This is a genomic window from Microbulbifer discodermiae, assembly GCF_040742695.1.
In the GTDB taxonomy this organism is placed as follows: Bacteria; Pseudomonadota; Gammaproteobacteria; order Pseudomonadales; family Cellvibrionaceae; genus Microbulbifer.
Genome location: NZ_JBFLAB010000014.1, coordinates 1 through 23,563 on the forward strand (window position 1 = coordinate 1; position 23,563 = coordinate 23,563).

At 61.4% G+C, this 23,563-nt stretch carries 23 protein-coding genes; 13 read left to right on the forward strand and 10 right to left on the reverse strand.

From position 1 onward, the window contains the following. Nucleotides 1-293 (forward strand): hypothetical protein (locus tag AB1S50_RS07025; protein WP_367149823.1); only part of this gene is annotated, 293 nt, incomplete at its 5' end. A 426-nt stretch (nt 294-719) separates the two neighbouring features. On the opposite strand, the gene gmhB is transcribed toward AB1S50_RS07025, so the two are convergent. Genes gmhB through glyQ form a run of 3 tightly spaced genes read right to left on the reverse strand, consistent with a single transcriptional unit; the run spans nt 720 to nt 4,388 of the window. Then, nucleotides 720-1,286, reverse strand: a complete 567-nt coding sequence (gene gmhB / locus AB1S50_RS07030) for a D-glycero-beta-D-manno-heptose 1,7-bisphosphate 7-phosphatase (protein ID WP_367149824.1) — start codon at nt 1,284-1,286, stop codon at nt 720-722. 58 nt (nt 1,287-1,344) lie between these two features. After that, nucleotides 1,345-3,429: a glycine--tRNA ligase subunit beta gene (glyS, locus tag AB1S50_RS07035; RefSeq protein WP_367149825.1), complete on the reverse strand. Its 2,085-nt coding sequence runs from the start codon at nt 3,427-3,429 to the stop codon at nt 1,345-1,347. Continuing rightward, on the reverse strand, nt 3,429-4,388 hold the full coding sequence (gene glyQ / locus AB1S50_RS07040) for a glycine--tRNA ligase subunit alpha (RefSeq protein WP_367149827.1): 960 nt from the start codon (nt 4,386-4,388) through the stop codon (nt 3,429-3,431). Before glyQ ends, glyS begins: the two co-directional genes overlap by 1 nt. 185 nt (nt 4,389-4,573) lie before the next feature. Between glyQ and AB1S50_RS07045 the strand changes: the two genes are divergently transcribed. Continuing rightward, the gene (locus AB1S50_RS07045; protein ID WP_367149829.1) at nt 4,574-5,458 is read left to right on the forward strand and encodes a lysophospholipid acyltransferase family protein; all 885 of its coding nucleotides are present in this window, start codon (nt 4,574-4,576) and stop codon (nt 5,456-5,458) included. 66 nt (nt 5,459-5,524) lie between these two features. On the opposite strand, the gene AB1S50_RS07050 is transcribed toward AB1S50_RS07045, so the two are convergent. Continuing rightward, a complete protein-coding gene (locus tag AB1S50_RS07050; RefSeq protein ID WP_367149830.1) occupies nt 5,525-6,760 on the reverse strand; it encodes a NupC/NupG family nucleoside CNT transporter in 1,236 nt (411 codons plus the stop codon). A 38-nt stretch (nt 6,761-6,798) separates the two neighbouring features. Here AB1S50_RS07050 and AB1S50_RS07055 point away from each other — a divergent pair, with 38 nt between their 5' ends. Beyond that, entirely contained in the window at nt 6,799-7,413 is a 615-nt protein-coding gene (locus AB1S50_RS07055) for a CDP-alcohol phosphatidyltransferase family protein (RefSeq protein WP_367149831.1), read from the forward strand. 77 nt (nt 7,414-7,490) lie between these two features. On the opposite strand, the gene AB1S50_RS07060 is transcribed toward AB1S50_RS07055, so the two are convergent. The 5 genes from AB1S50_RS07060 to def all read right to left on the reverse strand — a co-directional run bounded on the left by AB1S50_RS07060 (nt 7,491) and on the right by def (nt 13,299). Next, complete coding sequence (locus tag AB1S50_RS07060) at nt 7,491-8,942, reverse strand: TrkH family potassium uptake protein (RefSeq protein WP_367149918.1); 1,452 nt, start codon at nt 8,940-8,942, stop codon at nt 7,491-7,493. Between the two features lie 74 nt (nt 8,943-9,016). Beyond that, entirely contained in the window at nt 9,017-10,402 is a 1,386-nt protein-coding gene (gene trkA, locus AB1S50_RS07065; RefSeq protein WP_367149832.1) for a Trk system potassium transporter TrkA, read from the reverse strand. A gap of 33 nt (nt 10,403-10,435) precedes the next feature. Then, entirely contained in the window at nt 10,436-11,761 is a 1,326-nt protein-coding gene (gene rsmB, locus AB1S50_RS07070; RefSeq protein ID WP_367149833.1) for a 16S rRNA (cytosine(967)-C(5))-methyltransferase RsmB, read from the reverse strand. Then, complete coding sequence (gene fmt, locus AB1S50_RS07075; RefSeq protein WP_367149834.1) at nt 11,762-12,718, reverse strand: methionyl-tRNA formyltransferase; 957 nt, start codon at nt 12,716-12,718, stop codon at nt 11,762-11,764. Between the two features lie 74 nt (nt 12,719-12,792). Beyond that, nucleotides 12,793-13,299: a peptide deformylase gene (gene def, locus AB1S50_RS07080; protein WP_367149835.1), complete on the reverse strand. Its 507-nt coding sequence runs from the start codon at nt 13,297-13,299 to the stop codon at nt 12,793-12,795. Nucleotides 13,300-13,470: 171 nt separating this feature from the next. Between def and AB1S50_RS07085 the strand changes: the two genes are divergently transcribed. The 10 genes from AB1S50_RS07085 (at nt 13,471) to AB1S50_RS07130 (ending at nt 22,765) form a co-directional block, all read left to right on the forward strand. After that, entirely contained in the window at nt 13,471-14,538 is a 1,068-nt protein-coding gene (locus tag AB1S50_RS07085; RefSeq protein ID WP_367149836.1) for a LysM peptidoglycan-binding domain-containing protein, read from the forward strand. A gap of 195 nt (nt 14,539-14,733) precedes the next feature. Then, nucleotides 14,734-15,879, forward strand: coding sequence for a DNA-processing protein DprA (gene dprA / locus AB1S50_RS07090; RefSeq protein ID WP_367149837.1), 1,146 nt, complete (start codon nt 14,734-14,736; stop codon nt 15,877-15,879). 121 nt (nt 15,880-16,000) lie between these two features. Next, nucleotides 16,001-17,152, forward strand: a complete 1,152-nt coding sequence (locus tag AB1S50_RS07095) for a transglutaminase domain-containing protein (RefSeq protein WP_367149838.1) — start codon at nt 16,001-16,003, stop codon at nt 17,150-17,152. A gap of 139 nt (nt 17,153-17,291) precedes the next feature. Next, complete coding sequence (gene purE / locus AB1S50_RS07100) at nt 17,292-17,807, forward strand: 5-(carboxyamino)imidazole ribonucleotide mutase (protein ID WP_367149839.1); 516 nt, start codon at nt 17,292-17,294, stop codon at nt 17,805-17,807. Nucleotides 17,808-17,820: 13 nt separating this feature from the next. Beyond that, nucleotides 17,821-18,384, forward strand: a complete 564-nt coding sequence (locus AB1S50_RS07105; protein ID WP_367149841.1) for an L-threonylcarbamoyladenylate synthase — start codon at nt 17,821-17,823, stop codon at nt 18,382-18,384. A 29-nt stretch (nt 18,385-18,413) separates the two neighbouring features. Beyond that, entirely contained in the window at nt 18,414-19,319 is a 906-nt protein-coding gene (gene hemF / locus AB1S50_RS07110) for an oxygen-dependent coproporphyrinogen oxidase (protein ID WP_367149842.1), read from the forward strand. A gap of 18 nt (nt 19,320-19,337) precedes the next feature. Continuing rightward, nucleotides 19,338-19,775, forward strand: coding sequence for a hypothetical protein (locus AB1S50_RS07115; RefSeq protein WP_367149843.1), 438 nt, complete (start codon nt 19,338-19,340; stop codon nt 19,773-19,775). A 113-nt stretch (nt 19,776-19,888) separates the two neighbouring features. Continuing rightward, nucleotides 19,889-20,731 carry a shikimate dehydrogenase gene (gene aroE / locus AB1S50_RS07120; protein ID WP_367149844.1) on the forward strand — a complete coding sequence of 281 codons (843 nt, stop codon included), beginning with the start codon at nt 19,889-19,891 and terminating at the stop codon, nt 20,729-20,731. A gap of 35 nt (nt 20,732-20,766) precedes the next feature. Then, nucleotides 20,767-21,168 carry a hypothetical protein gene (locus tag AB1S50_RS07125; RefSeq protein ID WP_367149845.1) on the forward strand — a complete coding sequence of 134 codons (402 nt, stop codon included), beginning with the start codon at nt 20,767-20,769 and terminating at the stop codon, nt 21,166-21,168. Nucleotides 21,169-21,394: 226 nt separating this feature from the next. Further along, the gene (locus AB1S50_RS07130; protein ID WP_367149846.1) at nt 21,395-22,765 is read left to right on the forward strand and encodes an APC family permease; all 1,371 of its coding nucleotides are present in this window, start codon (nt 21,395-21,397) and stop codon (nt 22,763-22,765) included. A 196-nt stretch (nt 22,766-22,961) separates the two neighbouring features. Here AB1S50_RS07130 and AB1S50_RS07135 read toward each other — a convergent pair whose 3' ends face one another. Further along, nucleotides 22,962-23,519, reverse strand: coding sequence for a gamma carbonic anhydrase family protein (locus AB1S50_RS07135; RefSeq protein ID WP_367149847.1), 558 nt, complete (start codon nt 23,517-23,519; stop codon nt 22,962-22,964). Nucleotides 23,520-23,563: the final 44 nt, after the last annotated feature.

Below are 23,563 nucleotides of genomic sequence, written 5' to 3' on the forward strand. Positions count from 1 at the left end.
ACGAAGCTCTCGAGGTGTACCGTTGTAAAAAGAGCTTCTTGAGTGATATCAGCGCCACGCATGTCGGAGTAAGACCTAGTTTTTATCGTACGAGAATTTTATCAAAGCCGCTGATGATGCGGGACAATTTCAACAGCCTGCTAAGGCCACACCCAATCCCGGCGCTGGCCATTGGTATAAGGACAATGCCGTTTGGTTGCGCAGTACCCCAAGGGCGAAAATCAGTGGGTTGGGGAATCAGCCCGTCGGCTCTTAGGCCGATTTACCCGACAACTTATTTAATTGCCGGGTAAATAATAACGGCGGTAATTACTATGCTGGGCCCGGGAAACCTGTGTCAAGCGGCATCGGAATCCCGGCGATACTTTGGCGTCTGTTGTTTTTTCTGCGCCGGGGCAATTGTAACGGGCTGCTAAAAAAACCCGCAGGGGCTTTTCCCAGCCGGGATTTGCGCTGCATTGCCCACAAGGCTTCCACAATAAACCGGGCAGTTACACGCTTGATTTGCGGCCGGGAGATCCCTGTTGGGAACAGCCGCCCTAGCAGGTTGTTGAAAAAGGCATCCTGCCTGTTTCAAAACACGAAAAGCGAAAAATGTGATTTTCACTTTTCTCCCAAAATCAACGACTTAGGCGTCGTTGATTTTGCCGGAACATCCATATTCCGGTACCAGGCGTCGAAATTCTTCGAATTTCAACAGCCTGCTAGGCTGCATCGAATTAATCAGAGGCTCCCCGGGTTCGGAGAAGGAAGTCGGAAAATCCCGCCAGACTGTCGAACACCATTGTCGCTGCCAGACAATCCTCGGGCGCCCTGGTTAAGGCCTCGAGGGTTTCCTCCCCGCGACCTGTCCTGACCAGCACGGCCCTGCACCCCTTGGCCACAGCGGCCTGCAGGTCCTGTACCCGATCCCCCACCAGATAGCAGTCGTGCAGGCTGGTATCGAATTCCGCCTCGACCGCGTCCAGCATACCGGTAGCGGGCTTGCGACAGCGGCAGCCGTCATCGGGGCCGTGGGGACAGTAGAAGATGGCCGCTACCTCGCCGCCGGCATCTTCCACGCGAGCGCGCAGCTCGGCGTGTATGGCCTCAAGGTCCTCCAGTTGGAAATCGCCCCGGGCGAGACCCGGCTGGTTGGTGACCACCACCAACTGGTAGCCGGCCCGGCTGAGGTCAGCCATAGCGCCGACACTGCCGGGCAGGGGTTGCCAGTCCTCCGCGCGGCGCACGCCGCCGGCCTTGTGGCAATTGATAACGCCGTCGCGGTCAAGCAGGATCAGGGACATGGGCTTTCCGCTGTCAGTAGAGATAAGCCGGGGCCAGTTCAGCCCCGCCAGTCTTCAGTTACTTTGCCGGCACCAGTAGGGAAATATCGGCAACCTCGAGAAACAGGGCGCGAAGCTGCGTCAATAATGCCAGGCGATTGTCCCGCAGCTTCTGGTTGTCCGTCATTACCATCACGTCATCAAAAAAAGTATCGACGCTGTCGCGCAGCCCCGCCAACCCTGCCAGCCCTTCAGTGTAGAGGGACTGGCGGTACAGCGGCACCACCTGCCGCTGGGCATCGCTGATAGCCGCGAACAGCGCCTTCTCGGCTTCCTCCTGCAGCAGGCTTTCATCCACGCTGGCCGGCACGTCCCGCTCCAGTTTGGCGAGGATATTGGATACGCGCTTGTTGGCCGCGGCCAGTGCCTGGGCTTCCGGCAGCCGGCTGAAGGCGTGCACCGCCTGTACCCGGTTGTCGATATCCAGTGGTCGCGACAAGTTGCGTGCAGCCACCGACATAAATATCTCCGCAGGGACACCCTGGTCCTCGTAGCGGGCACGAAAACGCTCGAGTATGTAGTGCAGGGTGTCGTCCACCACACTCTGGAAACTTCCAAGGGCGGTGCGCGGGTAATTGTCGCGGGCCAGCTCCAGCAGAGTGCGCAGGTCCAGGTCCAGCTTTTTTTCCACCAGCAGGCGGATTACCCCGAGGCTGGCGCGGCGCAGGGCGAAGGGATCGCGGGAGCCGCTGGGCGGCTGGCCGATACCAAAGATACCGACCAGGGTATCCAGCCGGTCAGCCAGCGCCAGTACGGTGCCGGTCGGGCTCTGCGGCAACTGGTCGCCGGCAAATTTGGGCATATAGTGCTCGTACATTGCCTTGGCGACTTCCAGCGGTTCGCCATCGTTTTCGGCATAGTGATAGCCGGCGATGCCCTGCATATCGGCAAATTCAAACACCATATCAGTGACCAGGTCCGATTTGCACAGGCGCGCGGCGCGCGCGGCCAGATCCCGGCTGGCGCCGGTGGCATCGGCAATTCCAGCGGCGAGGGATGCGAGGCGCTCCGTCTTGTCATAGATGCTACCCAGTTTCTGCTGGAAGACTATGTGTCTGAGCTTTTCCCGGCGCGCCTCGAGGCTGGTCTTTTTGTCCGTTTCGAAAAAGAAGGCGGCATCCGCCAGGCGCGGACGGATAACACGCTCGTTGCCGTGAATGACCTGGGCCGGATCCCGGCTTTCGATATTGGCCACGGTGATAAAAAATGGCAGCAGGATGCCGTCCTCGTCCACCACATGAAAATACTTCTGGTGCTCTTTCATAGAGGACACCAGGGCTTCCGCCGGCACCTTGAGAAAACGCTCCTCAAAACGACCGGTGAGCGCTACGGGCCATTCCACCAGTGCCGTCACTTCGTCCAGGAGATCGTCTTCGATCACCGCGACGCCATTGACCCTTTCCGCCTCGGCAGTGACCTGGGCGCGAATCATGTCGCGCCGCTGGGCGAAGTCCGCGATGACATAGCCATCGTCTTTCAATAGCGACAGATAGTCACTGGCGGAGTGCACAGCCAATTCGCGGTTGCAGTGAAAGCGGTGTCCGCGGGTGCTGTTGCCGGACCTGAGGCCGAGTACTTCCGTATCCACCACCTGGTTACCGAACAGCATCAAGAGCCAGTGGACCGGGCGCACGAATTCCTCCCGACGGGCGCCCCAGCGCATGCGCTTGGGGATTGGCAGCCCGTCGAGCGCCGCCGTTACGATACCGCCGAGCAGGGTGGTGGTATCCTCACCGCCGGTGGTCTGGCGGCAGAACAGCTTGTCCTGTTTGCCGTCGTTGGCCACACAGTCCCGCAGATCGCCGATGGCGATGCCATTCTTGCGCGCAAAGGCCTCAGCAGCTTTGGTGGCTACGCCATCCTTGAATGCGACCCTGACGGGCGGCCCCCATACAGAAATGGTTTTGCTCGGGGTCTCCTCCGCCAGGTCAGAGACAATCACCGCCAGGCGGCGCGGCGCGGTATAGGCACACACCGAGCTATACGGCAGCCCCTGTTTGTCCAGGCCCTGTTCAATACCGTTGGCGAAGGCTTCCATCAACCTGCGCAGCGCCTTGGGCGGCAGCTCTTCGGTGCCCAGCTCAACGAGAAAATCCTGCGCCATTACTGCTTCTCCTCTGCTGCGGACGCGCTCTCCGCCAGAATTTCACTGCGAATTTCTTCCGCCGCCAGCGGGAAGCCCAGTGCGCGGCGGGCCTGGTAATAGGCCTGCGCTACGGCGCGGGCGAGGGTGCGCACGCGCAGTATGTAGCGCTGGCGCTCAGTCACGGAGATGGCGTGGCGTGCATCCAGCAGGTTGAACGCATGGGAGGCTTTCATCACCTGCTCATAGGCCGGCAGCGGCAGACCCAGTTCGATCAGGCGCTGGCTCTCGCGCTCGCAGTGGTCGAAGGTATTGAACAGGAATTCCACCTCCGCGTGCTCGAAGTTGTAATGGGACATTTCCACCTCGTTCTGGTGGAAAACGTCGCCGTAGGTCACCGGGCTGCCGTCCGGATTGCGGGTCCACACCAGGTCGTAGATGGACTCGACCCCCTGGAGATACATGGCGATGCGTTCCAGGCCGTAGGTGATCTCTCCGGTGACCGGAAAACACTCCAGCCCGCCCACCTGCTGGAAGTAGGTGAACTGGGTCACCTCCATGCCGTTCAGCCAAACTTCCCAGCCCAGGCCCCAGGCTCCCAGTGTGGGGGATTCCCAGTTGTCCTCGACGAAGCGGATATCGTGGATGGTGGGGTCTATGCCCATGGCGCTCAGGCTGTTCAGATAGAGTTCCTGAATATTGTCCGGCGAGGGCTTCATCACCACCTGGTATTGGTAGTAGTGCTGCAGGCGGTTGGGGTTCTCGCCGTAGCGGCCGTCGGTGGGCCGGCGACAGGGCTGTACATAGGCGGCGTTCCAGGTCTCCGGGCCCACGGCACGCAGGAAGGTGGCGGGGTGGAAAGTGCCGGCACCCACTTCCATATCCAGAGGCTGTAGAATGACGCACCCCTGGCGCGCCCAGTAATCCTGCAAGGCAAAGATGAGCCCCTGGAAAGTGTTGAGGTCGTGTTGGCTTGACACCGCTATCTCCGGACGGGTTGTGCGGCCCGCTGAAATCACCGGGCCCGGGCAAAGGGGGCAATTATAGCGGCAGCCGGTGACGCACTAAAAGGCGCGCGGCGGCAACAGCGGGAATAGACCGGCAGCGCCGCCGGTCCCGGTGTCGACATCGCGCAAAACTGAAACCGGTTAGAGGAATATGTAGTTTGGATATTAAGGGGCGCCTCGCCGTCGCTGTGCTGAGGTTGGTGGGCAGGCTGCCATTGCGCTGGTCGCGCCGGCTGGGTTGGCTGACCGGCCATATTGCGGTGCTGGGCCGGGGCGAGAGCCTGCGGGTTACCCGCATCAATCTGCAGCTTTGCTATCCCACGATGGAAGCGGAAGCGCGGGAACGGCTGGCGCGACACAGTGTCGTGCAGACAGCCCTGACGGGGTTCGAAGTGGCGGGCATCTGGCAGCAACCCTGGAGCCGCAGTGAGGATCAGATTGTGCGGGTGCGGAATCAACAGCTGCTCACCGAGCGGACGGATAGAGGGCAGGGTCTGCTGGTATTGATGCCGCACATTGGCAACTGGGAGCTCTTCGGTATGTACCTGAGTACCCTGGGACCCTCAACCGCCCTCTACGCACCGCCGAAGGTGGCGGCACTGGACCCCCTGATCCGCAGCGGTCGCCAGATGAATGGCGCCCATATGGTACCCACCAGTATACGGGGGGTGCGCGCCCTGCTGAAAGCGCTGAAGGCGGGTGAAATGGTGATGGTGCTGCCGGATCAGGAGCCCGACAGCGGCGGCGACTTTGCTCCCTTCTTCGGCCAGCCGGCGCTGACTATGACGCTGGCCCACAATCTGCTGCAGCGCACCGGTTGCCGCTGCGTGTTCGGCTTTGCCAAGCGGTTGCGGGACGGCTTCGAACTGGTTCTGCTGCCGGCGGAACAGTCTATTTACGCCGCGGAACAGAAAGTATCGCTGGCGGCGATGAACCGGGGTGTGGAAGCCTGCATCGCCTCGGCGCCGGATCAGTACCAGTGGGAGTACAAGCGCTTCCGCCGCGGTCCCAGGGGCAGGACACACCGCTATCGCAAGGGCTGAACACCGGCCCGGTTGTTGCCACTGGGTCCTCGTACCCACCGGGGAGTTATTTCCCCGGGGCCAGATTCAGAAGGCGTCCAGTACCCCTACCACCGCACCGGTCATGCAGGTAGCCAGCAGGCCGGCGAAGAGGGCACGGGTGGCCAGATAGGCCACCTCGGCGGTACGGCCCGGCACTATGGTGGAGATGGTGCCCACTACCAGCCCCAGGCTGGCGAAATTGGCGAAGCCGCAGATAGCGTAGATCAGAATCAGATAGCTGTGCGGCGACAGGGCGTCGGGACCCAGCTCGGAGATCCGCTGGTAGGCGACGAATTCATTGAAAATGAGTTTGATACTCATCAGCTCCGCCGCCTGCGACAGGTCCGCAGTATCCACCCCCATCAACCAGACAATGGGGCGGAACAGGATCGATGCCAGGTATTCCAGCGTAATGCCGTCACCGAACAGGGAGGACAGTATCGCGTTGACGATGTAAATCAGTGCAAACAGCACTATGATCATACCAATTACATTCAGCAGCAGCTTTACCCCATCCTCGGTACCCCGCACCAGTGCGTCCAAGGTGCTCTGGGCTTCACTGCGCACCCTGGGGACATGGTGTTCGGCCCGGTCCGCAGGGGGCACCCACAACTGGGCGAACAGCACCGCCGCCGGCATGCTGATGAGTGAAGCGACAAGGATGTGGCCGGCGGGGTTGGCGACTATCCCCTGAAGCTGGCTGGCATACAACACCATAACGGTGCCGGCGACGGTGGACATGGCGGCGGTGATCAGCAGGAACAGTGTGGAGCGGGACATTGACTCGAAATAGGGCCGCACCAGCAGCGGCGCCTCGACGATACCGAAAAACACACTGGCTGCGACGCTGAAGGTCTGCAGGCCATCGAGTCGCAGAGTCTTTTGTAACAGATAGCCCAACGCGCCGATAACTCTCTGCAACACGCCCCAGTAGAAAAGCAATGCCGACAGGGCGCTCATCACCAGTACAATGGGCAGAACCTGGAAGGCGACGATAAAGCTGCTGCCGGGGCCGTCGGCCACAAACGGCAGATCCGCCCCCCCAAGGTAGCCAAACATGTAGCTGCTGCCGGCGATGGCGGCCTGCTCCAGTACCTTGACGGCGCTGTTGACGGCGAGAAGTGCGTTTTGCACCCAGGTAACCTTGAGCATCACCATGGCGATTCCAAACTGCAGCAACAGGCAGACAACAATCAGTCGCACTGACACAGCGCGGCGGTTTTCGCTCAACAAAATGGGAATCGCGGTAAATACCAGGATTCCGACAAGGCCTTGCCACATGAAAAACCATCCCCCTACGCCAAGCAGCGCAATGTTATATGAATGAAACCACTGAAACCCGGACCGTCTGGCGCCACCTGCCAAACGCCCTGTCCGCGCTGCGCATCCTACTGATCCCGGTGATCATCTGGTTGTCGCTACAGCACTATGTTGTGGCCGCGCTGCTGGCCTTTGCCGCCGGCGCCCTGACGGACTTTCTCGACGGACGGCTGGCGCGGCGCTATAACTGGCACAGCCATGTGGGCGCACTGCTGGACCCGGTGGCCGACAAACTGTACGTGCTGTGCCTGATGCCCTTGGTCTGGCACCTGAGTTCAGTTCTTACACTCTTCGTGTGGCTGGTAGTCATTCGTTACGCTTTGCAGCTGAGTGTGTTTCCAGTTCTGATGGGCTGGCTCAAGCGCCCCTTCAAGGTGGCCCCCAGAATGATCCCCAAGGTCGCCACCGCGGTGGCCTTCCTGGTGCTGGGGCTCGGCTTCGCACAGCAGGTGGCCCTGGAGTGGACCCCGCACTATACCAATACCGGCAACTTCTTCGGCCAGTCCATCGTGGCGGTGAGTGCCCTCGGCTGCGTGCTGGAGGCCTGGGTGCTGGCGACCTTTCTGCCTCGCTACGCGCAAATTATCGCCGGTACCAAGGATACTTTCGAGTGATGAGCCACCACAGTTATTACTATCCGGCAACTTGTTAAGTTTCCGGATTAACCACAGCCATGCGGGCAGGGCCCGGGTCAGTGCCGCCAGAATGCCGGGGTCAGCAGCACCAGCAGGGTAAAGATTTCCAGGCGCCCCATCAGCATGGCCAGAATCAAAAACCACTTTGCCACCTGATTGACGGAGCCGTAGTTTGACGAAGCATCGCCGAGGGCCGGGCCTATATTGCTGAGACAGGAGGCGACGGTGGAAAAAGACGTTACAAAATTCTCTCCGGTCGCCATCACAATAATAGTGAGAACAAAAAACGAGAGGATATAGACAGCAAAGAATCCCCATACCGCATCGGTAACCCGCTCCGGCACTATCTTGCGGTTCACCTTGATGGGAATCACCGCACTGGCATGTACCAGGCGGTTGAGTTCGCGCATACCGGATTTCATGATCAGCATACCGCGCACCGCTTTGATGCCACCGGACGTGGAACCGGCGCAGGCACCCAGAATACCCAGAACCAACAGAACATAGGGCAGAAAGGCGGGCCAGATGGAAAAATTTTCCGACACAAAGCCCGCGGTGGTACCGATGGATACCACCTGAAAAAAACCGTGCAGCAGACTCCCGCCCGCGCCAAAAATACCTTGAAACCACAGGTAGCAACTGACCAGCAGCGCAGAGATACCTGTCAGCGTAATCCAGAATCGGAACTCTGAATCCCGCAAGTAGTGGGACAGAGTGCGATTGCGAAAAGCAAAGAAATGCAGGCCGAAGTTGATCGCGGCGGTAAACATGAACAGGATGCAGATGGTCATGATGGCATGGTTGTTGGCATAGAAACCCATGCTGGCATCGTGGGTGGAAAACCCACCATTGGCCACAGTGGAAAACGCATGACCCACGGCGTCGAACACCGTCATGCCGGCCCACCAGTAGCCGAGACCGCACAGGACCGTAAGGCTCAGATAAATCACTATCAGGGCCCTTGCGGTTTCGGCGATACGCGGGGTCAACTTGGTGTCTTTTACCGGCCCCGGCATTTCCGCCTTGTACAGCTGCATGCCACCAATGCCCAGCATCGGCAGTATCGCCAGGGCGATGACAATCACCCCTATGCCACCGAACCACTGCAACTGCTGGCGGTAGTAGAGGATAGCGGGTGGCAGCGTATCCAGGCCGGTAATCACCGTGGCTCCGGTAGTGGTCAGCCCGGAGATGGATTCAAAAATGGAATTGGTGATGTCCAGGTCCGGCAGTGGACTGATGATGAACGGCAGGGAACCGAAAGCGCCGAGTACCAGCCAAAACAGGGAGGTGACAACAAAGCCGTCGCGGGTGCGCAGCTCCTGCCGCAAGCCGTGTACCGGCAGCCACATGGACACACCGGTAATCAGGGTAATCGCGAAGGCGACGCTGAACGCCGGATGGGTACCGTCCTCGTACCACAGGGAAACACCGATTGGCGGCAACAGCGTAAGGCTGAACACCATCAGGAGAATTCCAAAAACCCGCGCAATTACCGCTATTCGCATCGGCGCTATAGAGCCTGTAGTTTGCAGGTGAAGGCTGTGCGGCAACAGTGCCCCGGCACGGCTTCACACGATGTTTAAAAGAAACTGAAACCCACCTGGAACAACTGCTCCACATGGCGGGTATGCCGGCGGTCCACCAGGAATACGATGACGTGGTCATCGCTCTTCACCACCACGTCATCGTGGGCGATCAGCACCTCGCTGCCGTTTTCCGTCTCGCGCACTATGGCGCCGATGGCGGCGCCTTCCGGCAGATCGATATCCTCAATCTTGCGGCCCACCACCTTGGACGTGCGCTCGTCGCCGTGGGCGATCACCTCTATGGCCTCGGCGGCACCGCGCCGCAACGAGTGCACATTGACCATATCGCCCCGGCGCACATGGGTCAGCAGGCTGCCGATGGTGTTCTGCTGCGGCGAAATGGCGATATCGATTTCACCACCCTGCACCAAATCCACGTAGGCGCGGTTATTGATCAGAGTCATCACCTTGCGCGCGCCCAGACGCTTTGCCAGCAGCGAGGACATGATATTGGCTTCATCGTCATTGGTGAGCGCCAGAAAGACATCTGTGTCCTCGATACTCTCCTCCAGCAGCAGATCCTGGTCCGACGCACTGCCGTGCAGGACAATGGTGTTGGAAAGTTCTTCGGAGAGAAAGATACACCGCGCGTGGCTCTGCTCAATCAGCTTGACCGAATAGCGGTTTTCCAGCTTGAGCGCCAGGCGCAAACCGATGTTGCCGCCCCCGGCGATGGTGACTCTTTTGTACCCCTGCTCCAGGCGGCGCAGTTCACTCATCACAGCGCGAATATCGGCGCGGGCAGCGAGAAAAAACACTTCGTCACCCGCTTCGATGACGGTGTCCCCGCGGGGAATGATGGGGCTGTTGCGCCGGTAAATGGCCGCCACCCGGGTGTCGACTTTCGGCATATGCTGGCGCAGGTAACGCAGCTGGTGGCCCACCAATGGACCGCCTCTGACCGCACGCACGGCCACAAGCTGCACCCGGCCGCCGGCGAAGTCCAGCACCTGCAGTGCCCCCGGATTCTCCATCAGGCGCACAATATATTCGGACACCAGCTGTTCCGGGCTGATCAGCACGTCGATGGGAATCGCCTGGGGATCGAACAATTGCGGATATTTCAGGTAGGAAGCCGCTCTAACCCGGGCGATTTTGGTCGGTACCCGGAACAGGGAGTGGGCTATCTGGCAGGCGGCCATATTGGTTTCGTCGTTATTGGTCACCGCCACCAGGATATCGGCATCCTCGATACCGGCCTGCTGCAGGATATCCGGATGGGAGGCGTGGCCCTGTACCACTCCGATATCCAGGCGGTCGCGCAGTTCGCGCAAAGTGCTCTCGTCGCTGTCAATCAGTACTATATCGTTGCGCTCGAAAGCGAGGCTCTCCGCCAGAGAGCCGCCCACCTGACCCGCACCGAGAATGAGAATTTTCATAAGAGAAGTAGTTCGCGGACGTCACCGCCGTTGTTATCCGGTTAGTGCTCCCTGCGGTCCGGCCTTGCTTAACAGAGCGTAGTAGAAACCGTCCCCACCGTGAATCCCCGGAAGTATCTGCCTGCCCGCCGCCTGCGGCATGCCCCAGGAAGCGCCGGCGAGCAGCGGTGGCGTATTGTCGCTCGCATCCTCGGTCTCCGCAACGAAGCGGGCGGCGACTTCGCTGTTTTCCTCCGGCAGTATCGAGCAGGTGGCATAGAGCAGGGTTCCGCCGGGTTTCAGCAGCGGCCACAGGGCCCGCAAGATCCGCGCCTGCAACGCCGCCAGTTCGCCGATGTCCTCCGCCCGCCGCAGCAGTTTGATATCCGGGTTGCGGCGGATGACCCCGGTGGCGGAGCAGGGCGCATCCAGCAGTATGCGGTCGTAGAGGGAAGTATCCCACCAGTCCGCCGGCTGCGCCGCGTCGCCACAGATCAGCTCGGCCGCCAGGCCTGTGCGGACCAGGTTTTCCTCCACCCGGCCCAAACGCTCCGCGTCGATATCGAGCGCCACCAGGTCAGCCCCGGGCTGCTGCTCCAGCAGGTGGCAGCTTTTGCCACCGGGCGCCGCGCATGCATCCAGTAGCCGCTCTCCAGGACCTGGCTGTAACAGGAGTGCGGCCAGCTGTGCCGACTCATCCTGTACACTGACCAGGCCCTGCTCGAAACCGGGCAGCGCCGTCACCGGACAGGGCTCTGCCAGCTGTATCCCCACCGGCGAAATAGCACAGGGGGCCGCAGCTATACCGGCCCGGGCCAGCTGTTGCAGGTACTCGACAGGCGAAATTTTGCCGCCGTTGACCCGCAGCGTCATGGGCGGATTACTATTGTTGGCCCGGAAAATATCTCCAGCCTCGGCGCCCCAGGCGGACTTGATCCGCTGCTGCAGCCAGGCCGGGTGCATAGAGCTGAATTGCGGGTTGCCGCTGAGTTTGCGCTGCAGTTGCTCGCGGTCGCGAAGCGCATTGCGCAGCACCGCGTTGAGCAGGCCGGTGGCGCGCTCCAGGCCCAGCCCCCGCGCCGCCTCAACGGTCGCCGAAATTGCGGCGTGATCCGGGATGCGCGTGTATTCCAGTTGATAGAGCCCCAACAGGATCAGGGCCTCCACCGCCTTATCCTTCGGCGCTCTGCGCAACAGCTTGGCTGCGATCAGGCGCAGTCGCGGCGCCGTGCGCGCGCAGCCATAACAGAGTTCCCGCAACAGGGCACAGTCGCGCGCGTCCAACCCGCACTCGGCGGCGGGCAGCAGCCGCGCCAGCGAACCCCGGCCCCCGAGCAGGTCGGCCAGAAGCCGCGCAGCTGTGACACGCACATCCGTCATTTAACGACCCAGCTGTTTTCCGGGGGCGAGCAGTTCCCCCTGGCCTTTGAGCAGCTCGGCCGCCGGCAGGGCTCTCTTACCCGGCAGCTGCAGCAGTTGGAGACGCAGTGCATCCCGCCCGCAGGCGACCAGGACCCCCTCCCCACTGGTATCGAGAACCGTGCCCGGTGCACCGTCGCGATGGCCCTGCTCCAGCCTGGCGGTGAACACCCGCAGCCGCTGGGCACCGTCGTCACAGGTGGTCCAGCATACGGGAAAGGGGTTGAATGCGCGGATTCTGCGCTCCAGCTCCGCCGCCGGGCGCGCCCAATCGAGCCGGGCCTCCGCCTTGGTGATCTTGTCGGCATAACTTGCACACCCATCGTCCTGCCGGCGCGGATTCGCCCTGCCCTCCGCCAACTGCTCCAAAGCCTCCAGCAGCGCGGGGCCACCGAGTAGAGCCAGCTTGTCGTGCAGGGAGCCACCGGTGTCTGCGGGGGAGATGGCGCAGCGGCGTTCCAGCAGCACAGGCCCGGTATCCAGGCCTGCTTCCATCTGCATGATGGCGACGCCACTCTCGCTGTCACCCGCCTCCAGGGCCCGCTGGATGGGCGCCGCGCCGCGCCAACGCGGCAACAGTGAAGCGTGCACGTTGACGCAGCCCAACCGGGGGATATCCAGCACCCGCTGCGGCAGAATCAGGCCGTAGGCCACCACTACCATCAGATCGGGCCGGAGGGCCGCCAGCGCCTCCTGTGCAGCTGGATCCCGCAGGCTCACAGGCTGGTGGACGGGAATATTGTGTGCCCCGGCCAGTTGCTTGACCGGGCTGGTTTGCAGCTTCTTACCGCGCCCGGCAGGCCTGTCCGGCTGGGTGTACACCGCGACCACTGAATGGCCAGTGCCCACCAACTGGCTCAGGTGGCTGGCGGCAAACTGCGGCGTTCCGGCAAAAACAATCTTCAAAGGCTGGGCCATATTAATCTGGTGCTGCGGCCGCCAGCTGTGCCGGCGACCGGATTGGGACGTGTAGGGTCAGGAATGCCGCTCCATCAGGCGTGCTGGCGACGGGTTTTTTCCAGTTTGGAGCGGATACGGTTGCGCTTGAGCGGCGAGATGTAATCCACAAACAGCTTGCCCTCCAGGTGGTCCAGCTCGTGCTGGATACACACTGCCAGAAGGCCCTCGGCCTCCATTGCAAAGGACTCGCCAGCGCGATCCAGCGCCTTGACCCGCACCCGGCGCGGGCGTTCCACTGTCTCGTAAAAACCCGGTACCGACAGGCAGCCCTCGTCATACTGGTGAATTTCCGGGTCCAGCACCTCGACTTCCGGGTTGATCAACACCAGCGGCTCGCTCTGGTCCTCGGAAACATCCATCACCACAATCCGCTGGTGAACATTTACCTGGGTTGCGGCCAGGCCCACCCCGGGGGCGTCGTACATGGTTTCAAACATGTCGTCCACCAGAGACCGCACTTCATCGGTCACCTGTTCAACCGCCTGAGCCACCTGGCGCAGGCGTGGGTCGGGAAATTCGAGAATCTGCAGTTTGGCCATAACACCTGTGACAAACTTCTAGTAATCGTGGAACTGGCGCTGATAACATAATGATCGCGCTCACTATTCACTGCGGAGAGTCGGATGCCGATTGCTGGTCGGCAAGGCTCCCGCCACCCGGCAGTGCCCGGCGCTGAGAATTATAGCGATAAAGAGCATAGGAATGCTTCCATGAAGAAAATTATTGTGGTGGCTGCCGCTGTCCTGGCAATAGCCTTCGGGACCCAGGCTCAAGACGTGCGCCTCAATCCCGACCACCCGGATGTCTATGTGGTGCAAAGGGGGGACACCCTCTGGGACATCTCCGGCCGCTTCCTGACCCAGCCCTGGTACTGGCCGGAAATCTGGCAGGTGAATCCGCAGATCGAAAACCCCCACCTGATATTCCCCGGCGATCTGCTGCGCCTGGTCTATGTGGCGGGCGAGCCACAGCTGCAATTGGAGCGCGGACCGCGACCCTATCGCCTGAGCCCCGCCGGCGGCAGCAACCGCCTGCAGCCAAGTGTGCGGCGCGAGGCCATTGGTGAGGCTATTCCCGCCATACCCCTGGATGCCATCGACGCCTTCCTGTCCCGCACCCGTATCGTGGCGCCGGATGCATTCGTGGGAACCCCCTATGTGATTTCCGGCGAGGACCAGCGCATTCTCGTGGGCGCCGGGGAAAGGCTCTACGCCCGCGGCGATTTCCGCGAGCCACTGCCCTCCTACGGCATCTACCGCCCTTCGGAGGTCTACAGGGACCCGCTCACCGGCGAAAACCTCGGCATGAAGGCGCTGGATGTGGGCTCGGTAGACCTGTATCAGCTGGACCCTGACGGCAGCGATGAAACCGCCATTGCCACCATGGAAGTCACCCGTACCTCCCGCGAAATCCGCCTGGAGGATCGCCTGTTGCCGGTGGAAGAGCGTTCCATCGCCGCCCTGTTCCAGCCCGGTGCCCCTGCGGTGCCGGTGGACGGCGTCATTATGGATGTGGAAGAGGGCGTCACCCAGATTGGCAAGTACGACGTAGTGGTACTCAATCGCGGCGAGCGGGAGGGCCTGCAGCCGGGACATGTACTGGCCATTTACAAGCGGGGAGCAATGGTGCGCGACCGTATCGCCCGCGACCAGGTGCAACTGCCGGACGAGCGCGCCGGTCTGCTGATGGTTTTCCGCACCTTTGAAAAAATGAGTCTCGGCCTGGTACTGGAGGCGGACCGTCCACTGACAGTGATGGATCTGGTGCGCAATCCCTAATAGGTTGTTGAAAAAGCCTTCCCCGGCTTTCCTCAACCCGGGCTTGCGGCCCATGTCCGCAAACCCTCCACGACAAATCAAGCAATTGCTAGCTTGAAGCGACCCGAACATCCCTGTTCGGGACAACAGGCCGGCGGTGGCGAAGCACGGAAGTGCCACCAGTGATCAAACCAATCACTAGGGGGGCAAATCCGCATGGATGCCATTACCGCCAGCCTGGCACTGCTCAGGTTGGAGGGCCTGGGGCCCGGCCGCTACTGGCAACTGGTCGAACACTTCGGCAGCGCCGCCCAGGCGCTGCACCAGCTTCCCCCGGCACTGCTGCAAAAACTTCCCCAGCGGGCGCAACAGCAGTGGCGCGATTTCGCGTCAATGGGCGACAACAGCCCGCTGTTGTGCTGGGCGGCCGATGAGCGGGAGCGCTGCCGCGCCAGCGGTGTGATACTGCTGGCCGCGGGTTCGGCGGAGTATCCGCCCCTGCTGGCCCAGATCCAGCGTCCACCCCCCATTCTCTATGTGCGTGGAAATACCGACGCACTGCATCTGCCACAAATAGCGGTAGTGGGCGCCAGGCGCGCTACCAGTGGCGGAGTGGACAATGCCATGGCCTTCGCGGCGGAACTGTGTAGCGCCGGCTTCGCCGTAACTTCGGGGCTGGCGCTGGGTATAGATGCGGCTGCGCACCGCGGTGCCCTGCGGGTTGAGGGGACCACGCTGGCAGTGCTCGGCAGCGGCATCGATCGCCTTTATCCGAGCCGCAACCAGGGCCTCGCCAAAGACATCATCGACAGTGGCGGCGCGATAATCAGCGAGTTACCCCTGGGCAGTAACGCCGAAGCGGCACACTTTCCCCGGCGCAACCGCATTATCAGCGGCCTTTCCCTGGGCGTACTGTTGGTTGAAGCGGCCCGGCATTCCGGCTCACTGATCACCGCGCGACTGGCCGCGGAGCAAAACCGCGAGGTTTTTGCCATCCCCGGTTCCATTCACAACCCGATGGCACGCGGCTGTCACCGTATGATCAAGGAGGGGGCAGCGCTGGTGGAAACCGCCGCGGACATCGCCAACCAGCTGGGGGGACTGCTGTCCCTGCCCACCGCGCCAGCGCCAGCGACGGGCCCGCTGCTGGCGCCGCACCAGATCCACCTGCTCCAGGCCCTGGTCGGGGAACCCCGCTCCCTTGAACAGCTGGCACAGCAGACTGGCGAGGAAGCCGGAACACTGATGGCAAACCTGGTGCAACTGGAACTGGAGGGCTTGGTCGAACAGCTCCCCGGTGGCTATCAGTTGACCCGTGCGGGAGCCGTGTGCTTGGATTCCAGTGCGGAAGCCACCGTTTAATCCGCCAGCCAAATAGGATGGCTGGTCCCCCGGTCAGTTTGTACCCGGAGAGCCTATGATAAATCCAATAAAATCCGTGCTTTTTCCATTGCTGCTCCTGCCCCTTGCGGGCTGTTCATCCATGCCTCCAGTATCAAATTTGCTGGGGCCGCCAGCCTATACAGAAGATGCACTGCTGACGGGTGACGTGTTTGAAAAACAAGAGGTCGATCTAAAGGCGGAGGACATCCTGAATCCCAGCGCTGAAATGCGGGCGTTTCTCGATTCACTGCCTGCGGAAACCACAGCGCCGGCGCGGCTGGAAAACCTTTTACGCGCGTTTGCGGCCGACAATTTCAGTATTTTCTACGATCCGGATGCGATAATTTCCGCGGCAGAGGCCTACTCACAGCAGCGTGGTAATTGCCTGGCTTTCTCGGCCTTGATTGTGGCCATGGCCAGGGAACTGGGAGTGGAGGCCCACTTCAACGAGGTTTTTGTTCCGCCCACCTGGTATCTGGACAGGGATCAGATGGTGCTATACCAGCACATTAACGCCGCAATCAACCCCGGGCAGAACACCAGGGTCATCGACTTCAACTTTACTGCCGGCAATCCCAACTTCCGCCAGCGGCGGCTGACCGATAACCAAGCCCTGGCAAAATTTTACAGCAATCTCGCGGCGGACTTTCTACGCGATAAGGCCTACGGAAAGGCCTTTTACCACCAGCGCAAAGCGCTCGACCTGGCCCCGGAGGACGCCGACCTCTGGAGCAACCTCGGTGTCATTTACCGGGCGGCCGGCCACCCGGAACGGGGGATGGCGGCTTATCAGATAGCACTGTCACTGGATGCCGATAACCTTTCAACACTGACAAACCTGCAACGGGCACTGCGCGACAGTAACCGGCTGCAGGAAGCGGATTTAATCGCCCAAAGGCTGAACAGATACCGGCGCAAAAACCCCTATTACTGGTACACCCTGGCACTACAATCCTACGGCGATGCCAACTATGAGGTGGCGGCGGCCTATGCCCGGGACGCCATGACCATCGACAGGAATGATCACCGCTTTCACTTTTTGTTGGGAATGGCCCGCTACCAGATGGGTGCGGAGGGCTACCGGCGAAACTTCCGCCACGCCATGGAACTGGTGGGAGAAGGGACCGGGCTGCGCCAATACCAGCGGAAAATGGCCCTGATCGGCGAGGATATCCAGCCGCGTGAACCAGACAGGCATTCCGATAGGGTGGACCAGAATATCTGGCACCGGTGGATACATTTTCTTCAGTAGCAGGCTGCCAGTCATTTACACGGGCCTCGACACCGGGCCCTCCCGTGGACCGGTATCTGCGCTGTCGGGTCTTGTGCGCCGCTGGCCAATCCGCTAGATTGCCGCGTCTTTGCCGGATCGACTATTCAAGAGAGCTGAAATGAGCAAGCCTTTCGTAGCAATTCTGATGGGTTCCGACTCCGATCTGCCGGTCATGGAGGCCGCCTTTGGGGTACTGGAGAAGTTCGATATCGCCTATGAGGTGAAGGTGACTTCCGCCCACCGCACCCCGGAAAACACCCACAACTATGTTGTGGACGCCGACAAGCGCGGCTGTGCGGCCTTTATCTGCGCCGCCGGCATGGCGGCGCACCTGGCGGGTGCCGTTTCCGCAACCACCCTGAAGCCGGTAATCGGCGTACCCATCAATGCATCCCTGGACGGCCTCGACGCGCTGCTTTCCACGGTGCAGATGCCCGGCGGCATTCCGGTGGCAACCGTCGCCATCGGCAAGGCCGGAGCCAAGAATGCCGCCTACCTGGCCGCACAGATCATCGGTTCCGCCGATGCGGAAATGCACCGGAAACTGGTGGACGAGCGCAAGGCCAATGCCGAGGCCATCATCGCCAAGGACGAGCAGCTGCAGCGGGACCTGCAACAGCGCAAATCCCGCTAAACCCGGGGCCCAAATGGCGTTTCCGCCACTCGATGTGCACTTCGCCGCCCACGCTATCTCCGGGGGCGGCGTCATCGCACACCCCACTGAATCCGTGTGGGGACTCGCCTGTGACCCGTCCAATCGCCACGCGGTGCAGCGGCTGCTGCGCCTCAAGCACAGGCCGCTGGACAAGGGCTTGATTCTGGTCTCCGCCGATCAGCGCGATTTTGCGCCCATGCTGGACAAGCTCAGCGCCCACCAGTTGCAACAGCTGCAGGCCTCCTGGCCAGGGCCGGTTACCTGGCTGGTACCCCATTGCGACCAGGTGCCGGCCTGGATTACCGGCACCCATACCTCGGTGGCCCTGCGCTGCACCGACCACCCCTTTACCAGCGCGCTGACCCGTGCCTTCGGCGGGGCCATAGTGTCCACCTCTGCCAATCCCAGCGGCTGCCAGCCGGCGCGAAAGAAATACCAGGTGTTACGCTATTTTGGCGACGCGCTGGATTTTGTCGGTGGGGGGGCCACCGGCGGCCGCGCGACTCCCAGCGAGATCCGCGACCTGATCAGTGGCCGGGTGGTGCGCACCGGCTGAGTCAATCAATTTTTCCAGGGTGACCACCCATGAGCCAAGTGGATATTCAAGCCGTAAAAACCTACCTGCTGCAACTGCAGGAGAACATCTGCGCGGCCCTCAGCGCTGTGGATGGCGACCAATTTCGCCAGGACAGCTGGGAGAGACCCGGCGGCGGTGGCGGACGCACACGGGTACTGGAAGACGGTGGCGTGATCGAAAAAGGCGGGGTGAATTTTTCCCACGTGCACGGCGACGGTCTGCCACCCTCCGCCACTGCCGACCGGCCGGAGCTGGCCGGACGCTCCTTCGAGGCGATGGGAGTATCGCTGGTGATCCACCCGCGCAATCCCCGGGTGCCCACCAGCCATGCCAATGTGCGTCTGTTCGTGGCCCAAAAACCCGACGCCGAGCCGGTGTGGTGGTTCGGCGGCGGCTATGACCTGACCCCCTATTACGGGGTGGAAGAGGACGTGGTGCACTGGCACCGCACCGCGAAAAACGCCTGTGCCCCCTTCGGCGACGACATTTACCCCCGTTTCAAAAGCTGGTGTGACGACTACTTTTACCTGCCCCACCGCGGCGAGGCGCGCGGCGTGGGAGGGTTGTTCTTTGACGACTTCAACCAGGGGGGCTTCAGCCAAGCTTTCGGCCTGATGCGAGCGGTGGGGGACAGTTACCTCGACGCCTACCTGCCGATAGTACATAAGCGCAAAGACACCCCCTATGGCCAGCGTGAACGGGAATTCCAGCTCTACCGGCGCGGCCGCTACGTCGAGTTCAATCTGGTTTATGATCGCGGGACGCTTTTTGGCCTGCAAAGTGGTGGCCGTACCGAGTCCATCCTCATGTCCCTGCCTCCACTGGTGCGCTGGCAGTACGACTGGCAACCGCAACAGAACAGCGAAGAGGCCAGGCTCTACAGCGATTTCCTGCCCCGGCGCGACTGGGTTTGACCTCAGGGAGGATATGCGTTGGACAAGACCCGCACAGACGCGATCAACCAGCTGTTTTTGCAGTATCGTCGCACCTTCGAAAGTGGGGATGCCCAGCAGATTGCGGATTTCTACCGCTTCCCGCTGCATTATTACCCTGAGCGCTGTGGCAAACAGAGCGCAAATCGCACCCAGTTCACAGCGCAGGTAAATCGACTGCTGTCGATCTATGGCCGCCTGGGTGTGTCGCAGATTGTCGGCGCAGTGACACAGATTAGCGAACTCAACACCTGCAGCAACCTGGTGGAATTGCGCTGGGTACTGTTGCGCCGGGAGGGGGACAGCAGTGTCGAACTCTACACGGCCACCACTCGTTACCTAGTGAGCGACACCCCTGCGGGTCTGAAAATAGACGGCCTGATCGCGGTAGACGAAAAGGCGTGTATCCGCCGCGCCCTGGCCGGCGCAAGCCCCTGAAAAGCAGGCTGTTCCGCAGAATTGTGCCGGCTTTCAAAGGCGACGACCCAGTGGACCAGCTATGGCCTGTCGGATTGCCGGGTTAATAACAGCGAACCATTAAGGATGCCCATGTGACCGACCAATACGCGGTGATCGGCAACCCCATCGCCCACTCACTGTCGCCGCTGATCCACCGGGCCTTTGCCCGTCAGACCGGGCAGGATATGGATTACGACAGGCTGCTGGCGCCCGTGGACGCTTTTGCCTCTATAGCCCGGAGCTTTTTCGCTGCCGAGGGCCTGGGGCTCAACGTCACAGTGCCATTCAAGCTGGATGCAGCGGCCCTGGCGGACCAACTGACAGACCGGGCCCGCGCTGCGGGCGCGGTAAACACCCTGGTGCTCGGCAGTGGCGGTCGCCTTCTCGGCGATAACACCGACGGCGCCGGGCTGGTTAACGACCTCACCCGCCAATTGCGCTGGCCGCTGGAGGGGCAAAGGATACTGCTGCTCGGTGCCGGTGGCGCCGCCCGCGGTGTCCTGCAGCCGTTGCTGGCGCAGCTCCCGGAGGCCATTCACATCGCCAACCGCACCGCCGCCCGGGCAGTGCAGTTGGCGCAAAGGTTCCCACAGGGGGGAAGGGTCACCGGCGGCGGCCTGGGTGATCTGCCGGGTCCCTTTAACCTGGTCATCAATGCCAGTTCCGCCAGCCTGAGCGGCGAGATGCCGGCGCTGCCCGCAGCAGTCATCTCCAGTGACACCCGCGCCTATGACATGGTCTACGGGGCCGAGCCAACCGCATTTATGCGCTGGGCTGCGGACTGTGGCGCAGAAACCGCTGATGGACTGGGTATGCTAGTGGCGCAGGCGGCGGAATCCTTTTTTCTCTGGCGCGGGCTGCACCCCCAGCTGGCACCCGTATTGTCGGAACTGCGGGCGGGATTGAAGCGCAATCAGACTGACGAACAAAATTAGGGCCTGTTGACACCAATCAAACTAAAGGGGGTAAGGTGCGCGAATTCCTGCGAAACCTGTCTTTTGTCTTTGCCGCCGGCTGCTTTGGCGGCCTGTGTTATGCCCTGATGCTCTGGGCCATGGGGTACCACGGTTTCAACCGCTGGGTGGGCGTGGACATAGCCCCCTATCTGTCCAATGCCTACCTGTACCAACGGGTGGTCTGGGGCGGGCTGTGTGGATTGATCTTCCTGCTGCCCTGGCGACGCTCCTGGGTGGCGCGCGGCTTCTTTCTGTCCCTTGTGCCCGCCGGTATCCTCTTGCTGTTGTTGCTGCCCATGCGCGGTTACGGGATCGCTGCCCTGGGACTGGGGGCCCTGACACCCCTGGTGATTGTGCTCGCCTGTGCCGCCGGGGGCATCGCCGCCTCCGGCCTGCTGCGGGCACAGGGGAAATAGCGCTTCCGCTGGACCCTGCCGGTACCGCAGCGCTCTGAGCGTGATAGTCTGAAACAGGCCGACCGCAGATATTGAGCAGTGGCGTCACCGGGCCGGCACTATCCATTAATCCCCCCGGTAGGGAGGGGCGGGCGGAATCGAATCCATCCAGTTGGCTGCTCGAACCGGCGCACCGGCACCGGCAAAGTTCAGGGCTGGAGCACCTCGAACAAGAGTGGAGACTGCAGTGTCGGAGCTGGTGATTAAAAAAAACCTCGGCAAGCGGGACATAATCCTGTTTACCGTCTCCGCCATACTGTTGGTGGACACTCTCGCCGCCACCGCGGCGATCGGTGCCTCCAGTATTTTCTGGTGGCTCTTTCTCGGCCTGTTTTTCTTCGTTCCTTTCGCACTGGTTTCCGCGGAACTGGGGTGCACCTATCCGGAACAGGGCGGTATCTACGCCTGGGTCCGCGATGCCTTCGGCGGGCGCTGGGGTTGCCGGGTAAGCTGGGCCTACTGGGTAAATACCGCCATCTGGATGCCGGCTATCTTTATTTTGTTCGCCGGTGTGGCAACCCAGCTGTTCTGGCCGCAAATGCGCGTAGTGGAGCAGATCGGTCTGGGAATAGCCCTCACCTGGATGGCGGTTGGCGTCAATGTGGTGACCCTCAATGTGGGCAAGTGGGTGCCCAACATAGGGGCGATTTTTAAGATTGTTATTTTTCTCGCCATCATCGTCGGCGCCATCTTCCATGCCGCGCACAACGGCCTCGCCAATCCGATCACTTTCGACAGTGTGCGGCCAAGGTTGAGCGACAGTCTGCAATATATCCCCGCGATTATTTACGGCATGCTGGGTTTCGAACTGATCAGTGCCAGCAGCGAGGAAATGCGCAGCCCGGAGCGGGATCTGCCCCTGTCCATCCTGGTGTCGGGGAGCATTATTCTCGCACTCTACATCTCGGGTACCACGGCCATACTGGCCGCCATACCCGCCCGGGAAATAGATCTGGTGGAGGGGCTGGTGGATACACTGCAGCTGTTCTTCGCCAGGCTGCCAATGGGAGAAGTTCTGGTCGCGGCCCTGGGTCTGGCAGCTCTCTACACATTTTTCTCCAATGGCGTGACCTGGGCCATCGGCAGCAACAGGGCCGCGGCAGAAGCGGCGGAAGAGGGCGAGCTGCCCCGTGCCTTCGCCCTGAGAAGCCGCCGCAACACCCCGGTGGGTGCGGCAGTGCTGATGGGGATAACCAGCACCGTTATCCTGGTGTTGTACGGGCTTATGGTGCACTCCAACGAGGACCTCTTCTGGTCCCTGTTTGCCTTCAGCGGTGTAATCTTCCTGCTGCCCTACATCGGTATGTTTCTGGCGTTCCTGCAGATGCGCCGTGTGGACGGCCAGCGCACCAGGCCCTTTCGGGTACCCGGCAGCGACCTGGCGGTGCAATTGATGGCGGTGTTTTGCGTCGCGGTGCTGGCGGGCAGTATTTTCCTGTTTGTCTACACCCCCGGCGAAGGGGTTCAGTGGCCAGTGCTCACCGGTGCTGTGATAGCGCTGCTGCTGGGCGAGCTGGCGATCCGCTGGGCGGAAAGCCAACGCCCGGTTCAGGATTAGAACTCTACCTCCCTGCGGCCAGTAAAGCCCCGGAATAGCTTCACACTTGGCCCTATTAACCCGGCAACTCAATAAGTTGCCGGGTTAATAGGGCACAAGGATGTGCCACTGCAAAGCGAAGGCCAGTCCTCTGTATCAGTGCACACCGGTAACCGGTTGAAGAAACGGGCGGAAGCCATGTCAGACTGCCAGCCTCTCAGGGCTGCACATGCTCGGTCAGGTACTGGTCTTTCAGCTTCGCATAATTAGCCGCTGAATAACTGAAAAACTGTCGTTCCGCCTCCTTCAGCGGGCGCGCCTGCTTGCAGGGTGCGCCCACATACAGGTAGCCGCTGGCGAGCCTTTTACCCGGTGGCACCAACGCGCCGGCTGCCAGTACCACCTCGTCTTCGATGACGGCCCCGTCCAGCACTGTCGCCCCTATACCGATCAGAACCCGGTTGCCCACGGTACAGCCGTGCAGGCAGGCGTTATGCCCGATAGTGACGTCCTCGCCGATGATCAACGGCCAGCCGTCCTCGTTGAAGGGCCCCGCATGGGTGATATGCAGCACGGCGCCGTCCTGAACACTGGTGCGCGCACCTATCCGGATGCGGTGCATATCGCCCCGAACCACGGCCATTGGCCATACCGAACAGTCATCCCCCAACACCACATCGCCGATCACTGCAGACTGTGGATCGACATAGACGCCGTTGCCAAGGCGGGGGATCTTTTCTTCGCTGTCCTTGCCGTGGGGGCGCAGTGGGGACATAGTCGGGCTCCTTGTACAATGGATTCCCTATCATAGCCACATTG

Coding starts and splice junctions, on each gene's coding strand:
- AB1S50_RS07095 (WP_367149838.1), top strand. CDS start 16,001: ATGCCTCCAGTATCAAATTTGCTGGGGCCGCCAGCCTATACAGAAGAT.
- AB1S50_RS07085 (WP_367149836.1), top strand. CDS start 13,471: ATGAAGAAAATTATTGTGGTGGCTGCCGCTGTCCTGGCAATAGCCTTC.
- purE (WP_367149839.1), top strand. CDS start 17,292: ATGAGCAAGCCTTTCGTAGCAATTCTGATGGGTTCCGACTCCGATCTG.
- fmt (WP_367149834.1), bottom strand. CDS start 12,718: ATGGCCCAGCCTTTGAAGATTGTTTTTGCCGGAACGCCGCAGTTTGCC.
- rsmB (WP_367149833.1), bottom strand. CDS start 11,761: ATGACGGATGTGCGTGTCACAGCTGCGCGGCTTCTGGCCGACCTGCTC.
- AB1S50_RS07105 (WP_367149841.1), top strand. CDS start 17,821: ATGGCGTTTCCGCCACTCGATGTGCACTTCGCCGCCCACGCTATCTCC.
- AB1S50_RS07135 (WP_367149847.1), bottom strand. CDS start 23,519: ATGTCCCCACTGCGCCCCCACGGCAAGGACAGCGAAGAAAAGATCCCC.
- trkA (WP_367149832.1), bottom strand. CDS start 10,402: ATGAAAATTCTCATTCTCGGTGCGGGTCAGGTGGGCGGCTCTCTGGCG.
- AB1S50_RS07060 (WP_367149918.1), bottom strand. CDS start 8,942: ATGCGAATAGCGGTAATTGCGCGGGTTTTTGGAATTCTCCTGATGGTG.
- hemF (WP_367149842.1), top strand. CDS start 18,414: ATGAGCCAAGTGGATATTCAAGCCGTAAAAACCTACCTGCTGCAACTG.
- dprA (WP_367149837.1), top strand. CDS start 14,734: ATGGATGCCATTACCGCCAGCCTGGCACTGCTCAGGTTGGAGGGCCTG.
- gmhB (WP_367149824.1), bottom strand. CDS start 1,286: ATGTCCCTGATCCTGCTTGACCGCGACGGCGTTATCAATTGCCACAAG.
- AB1S50_RS07055 (WP_367149831.1), top strand. CDS start 6,799: ATGAATGAAACCACTGAAACCCGGACCGTCTGGCGCCACCTGCCAAAC.
- def (WP_367149835.1), bottom strand. CDS start 13,299: ATGGCCAAACTGCAGATTCTCGAATTTCCCGACCCACGCCTGCGCCAG.
- AB1S50_RS07050 (WP_367149830.1), bottom strand. CDS start 6,760: ATGTGGCAAGGCCTTGTCGGAATCCTGGTATTTACCGCGATTCCCATT.
- glyS (WP_367149825.1), bottom strand. CDS start 3,429: ATGGCGCAGGATTTTCTCGTTGAGCTGGGCACCGAAGAGCTGCCGCCC.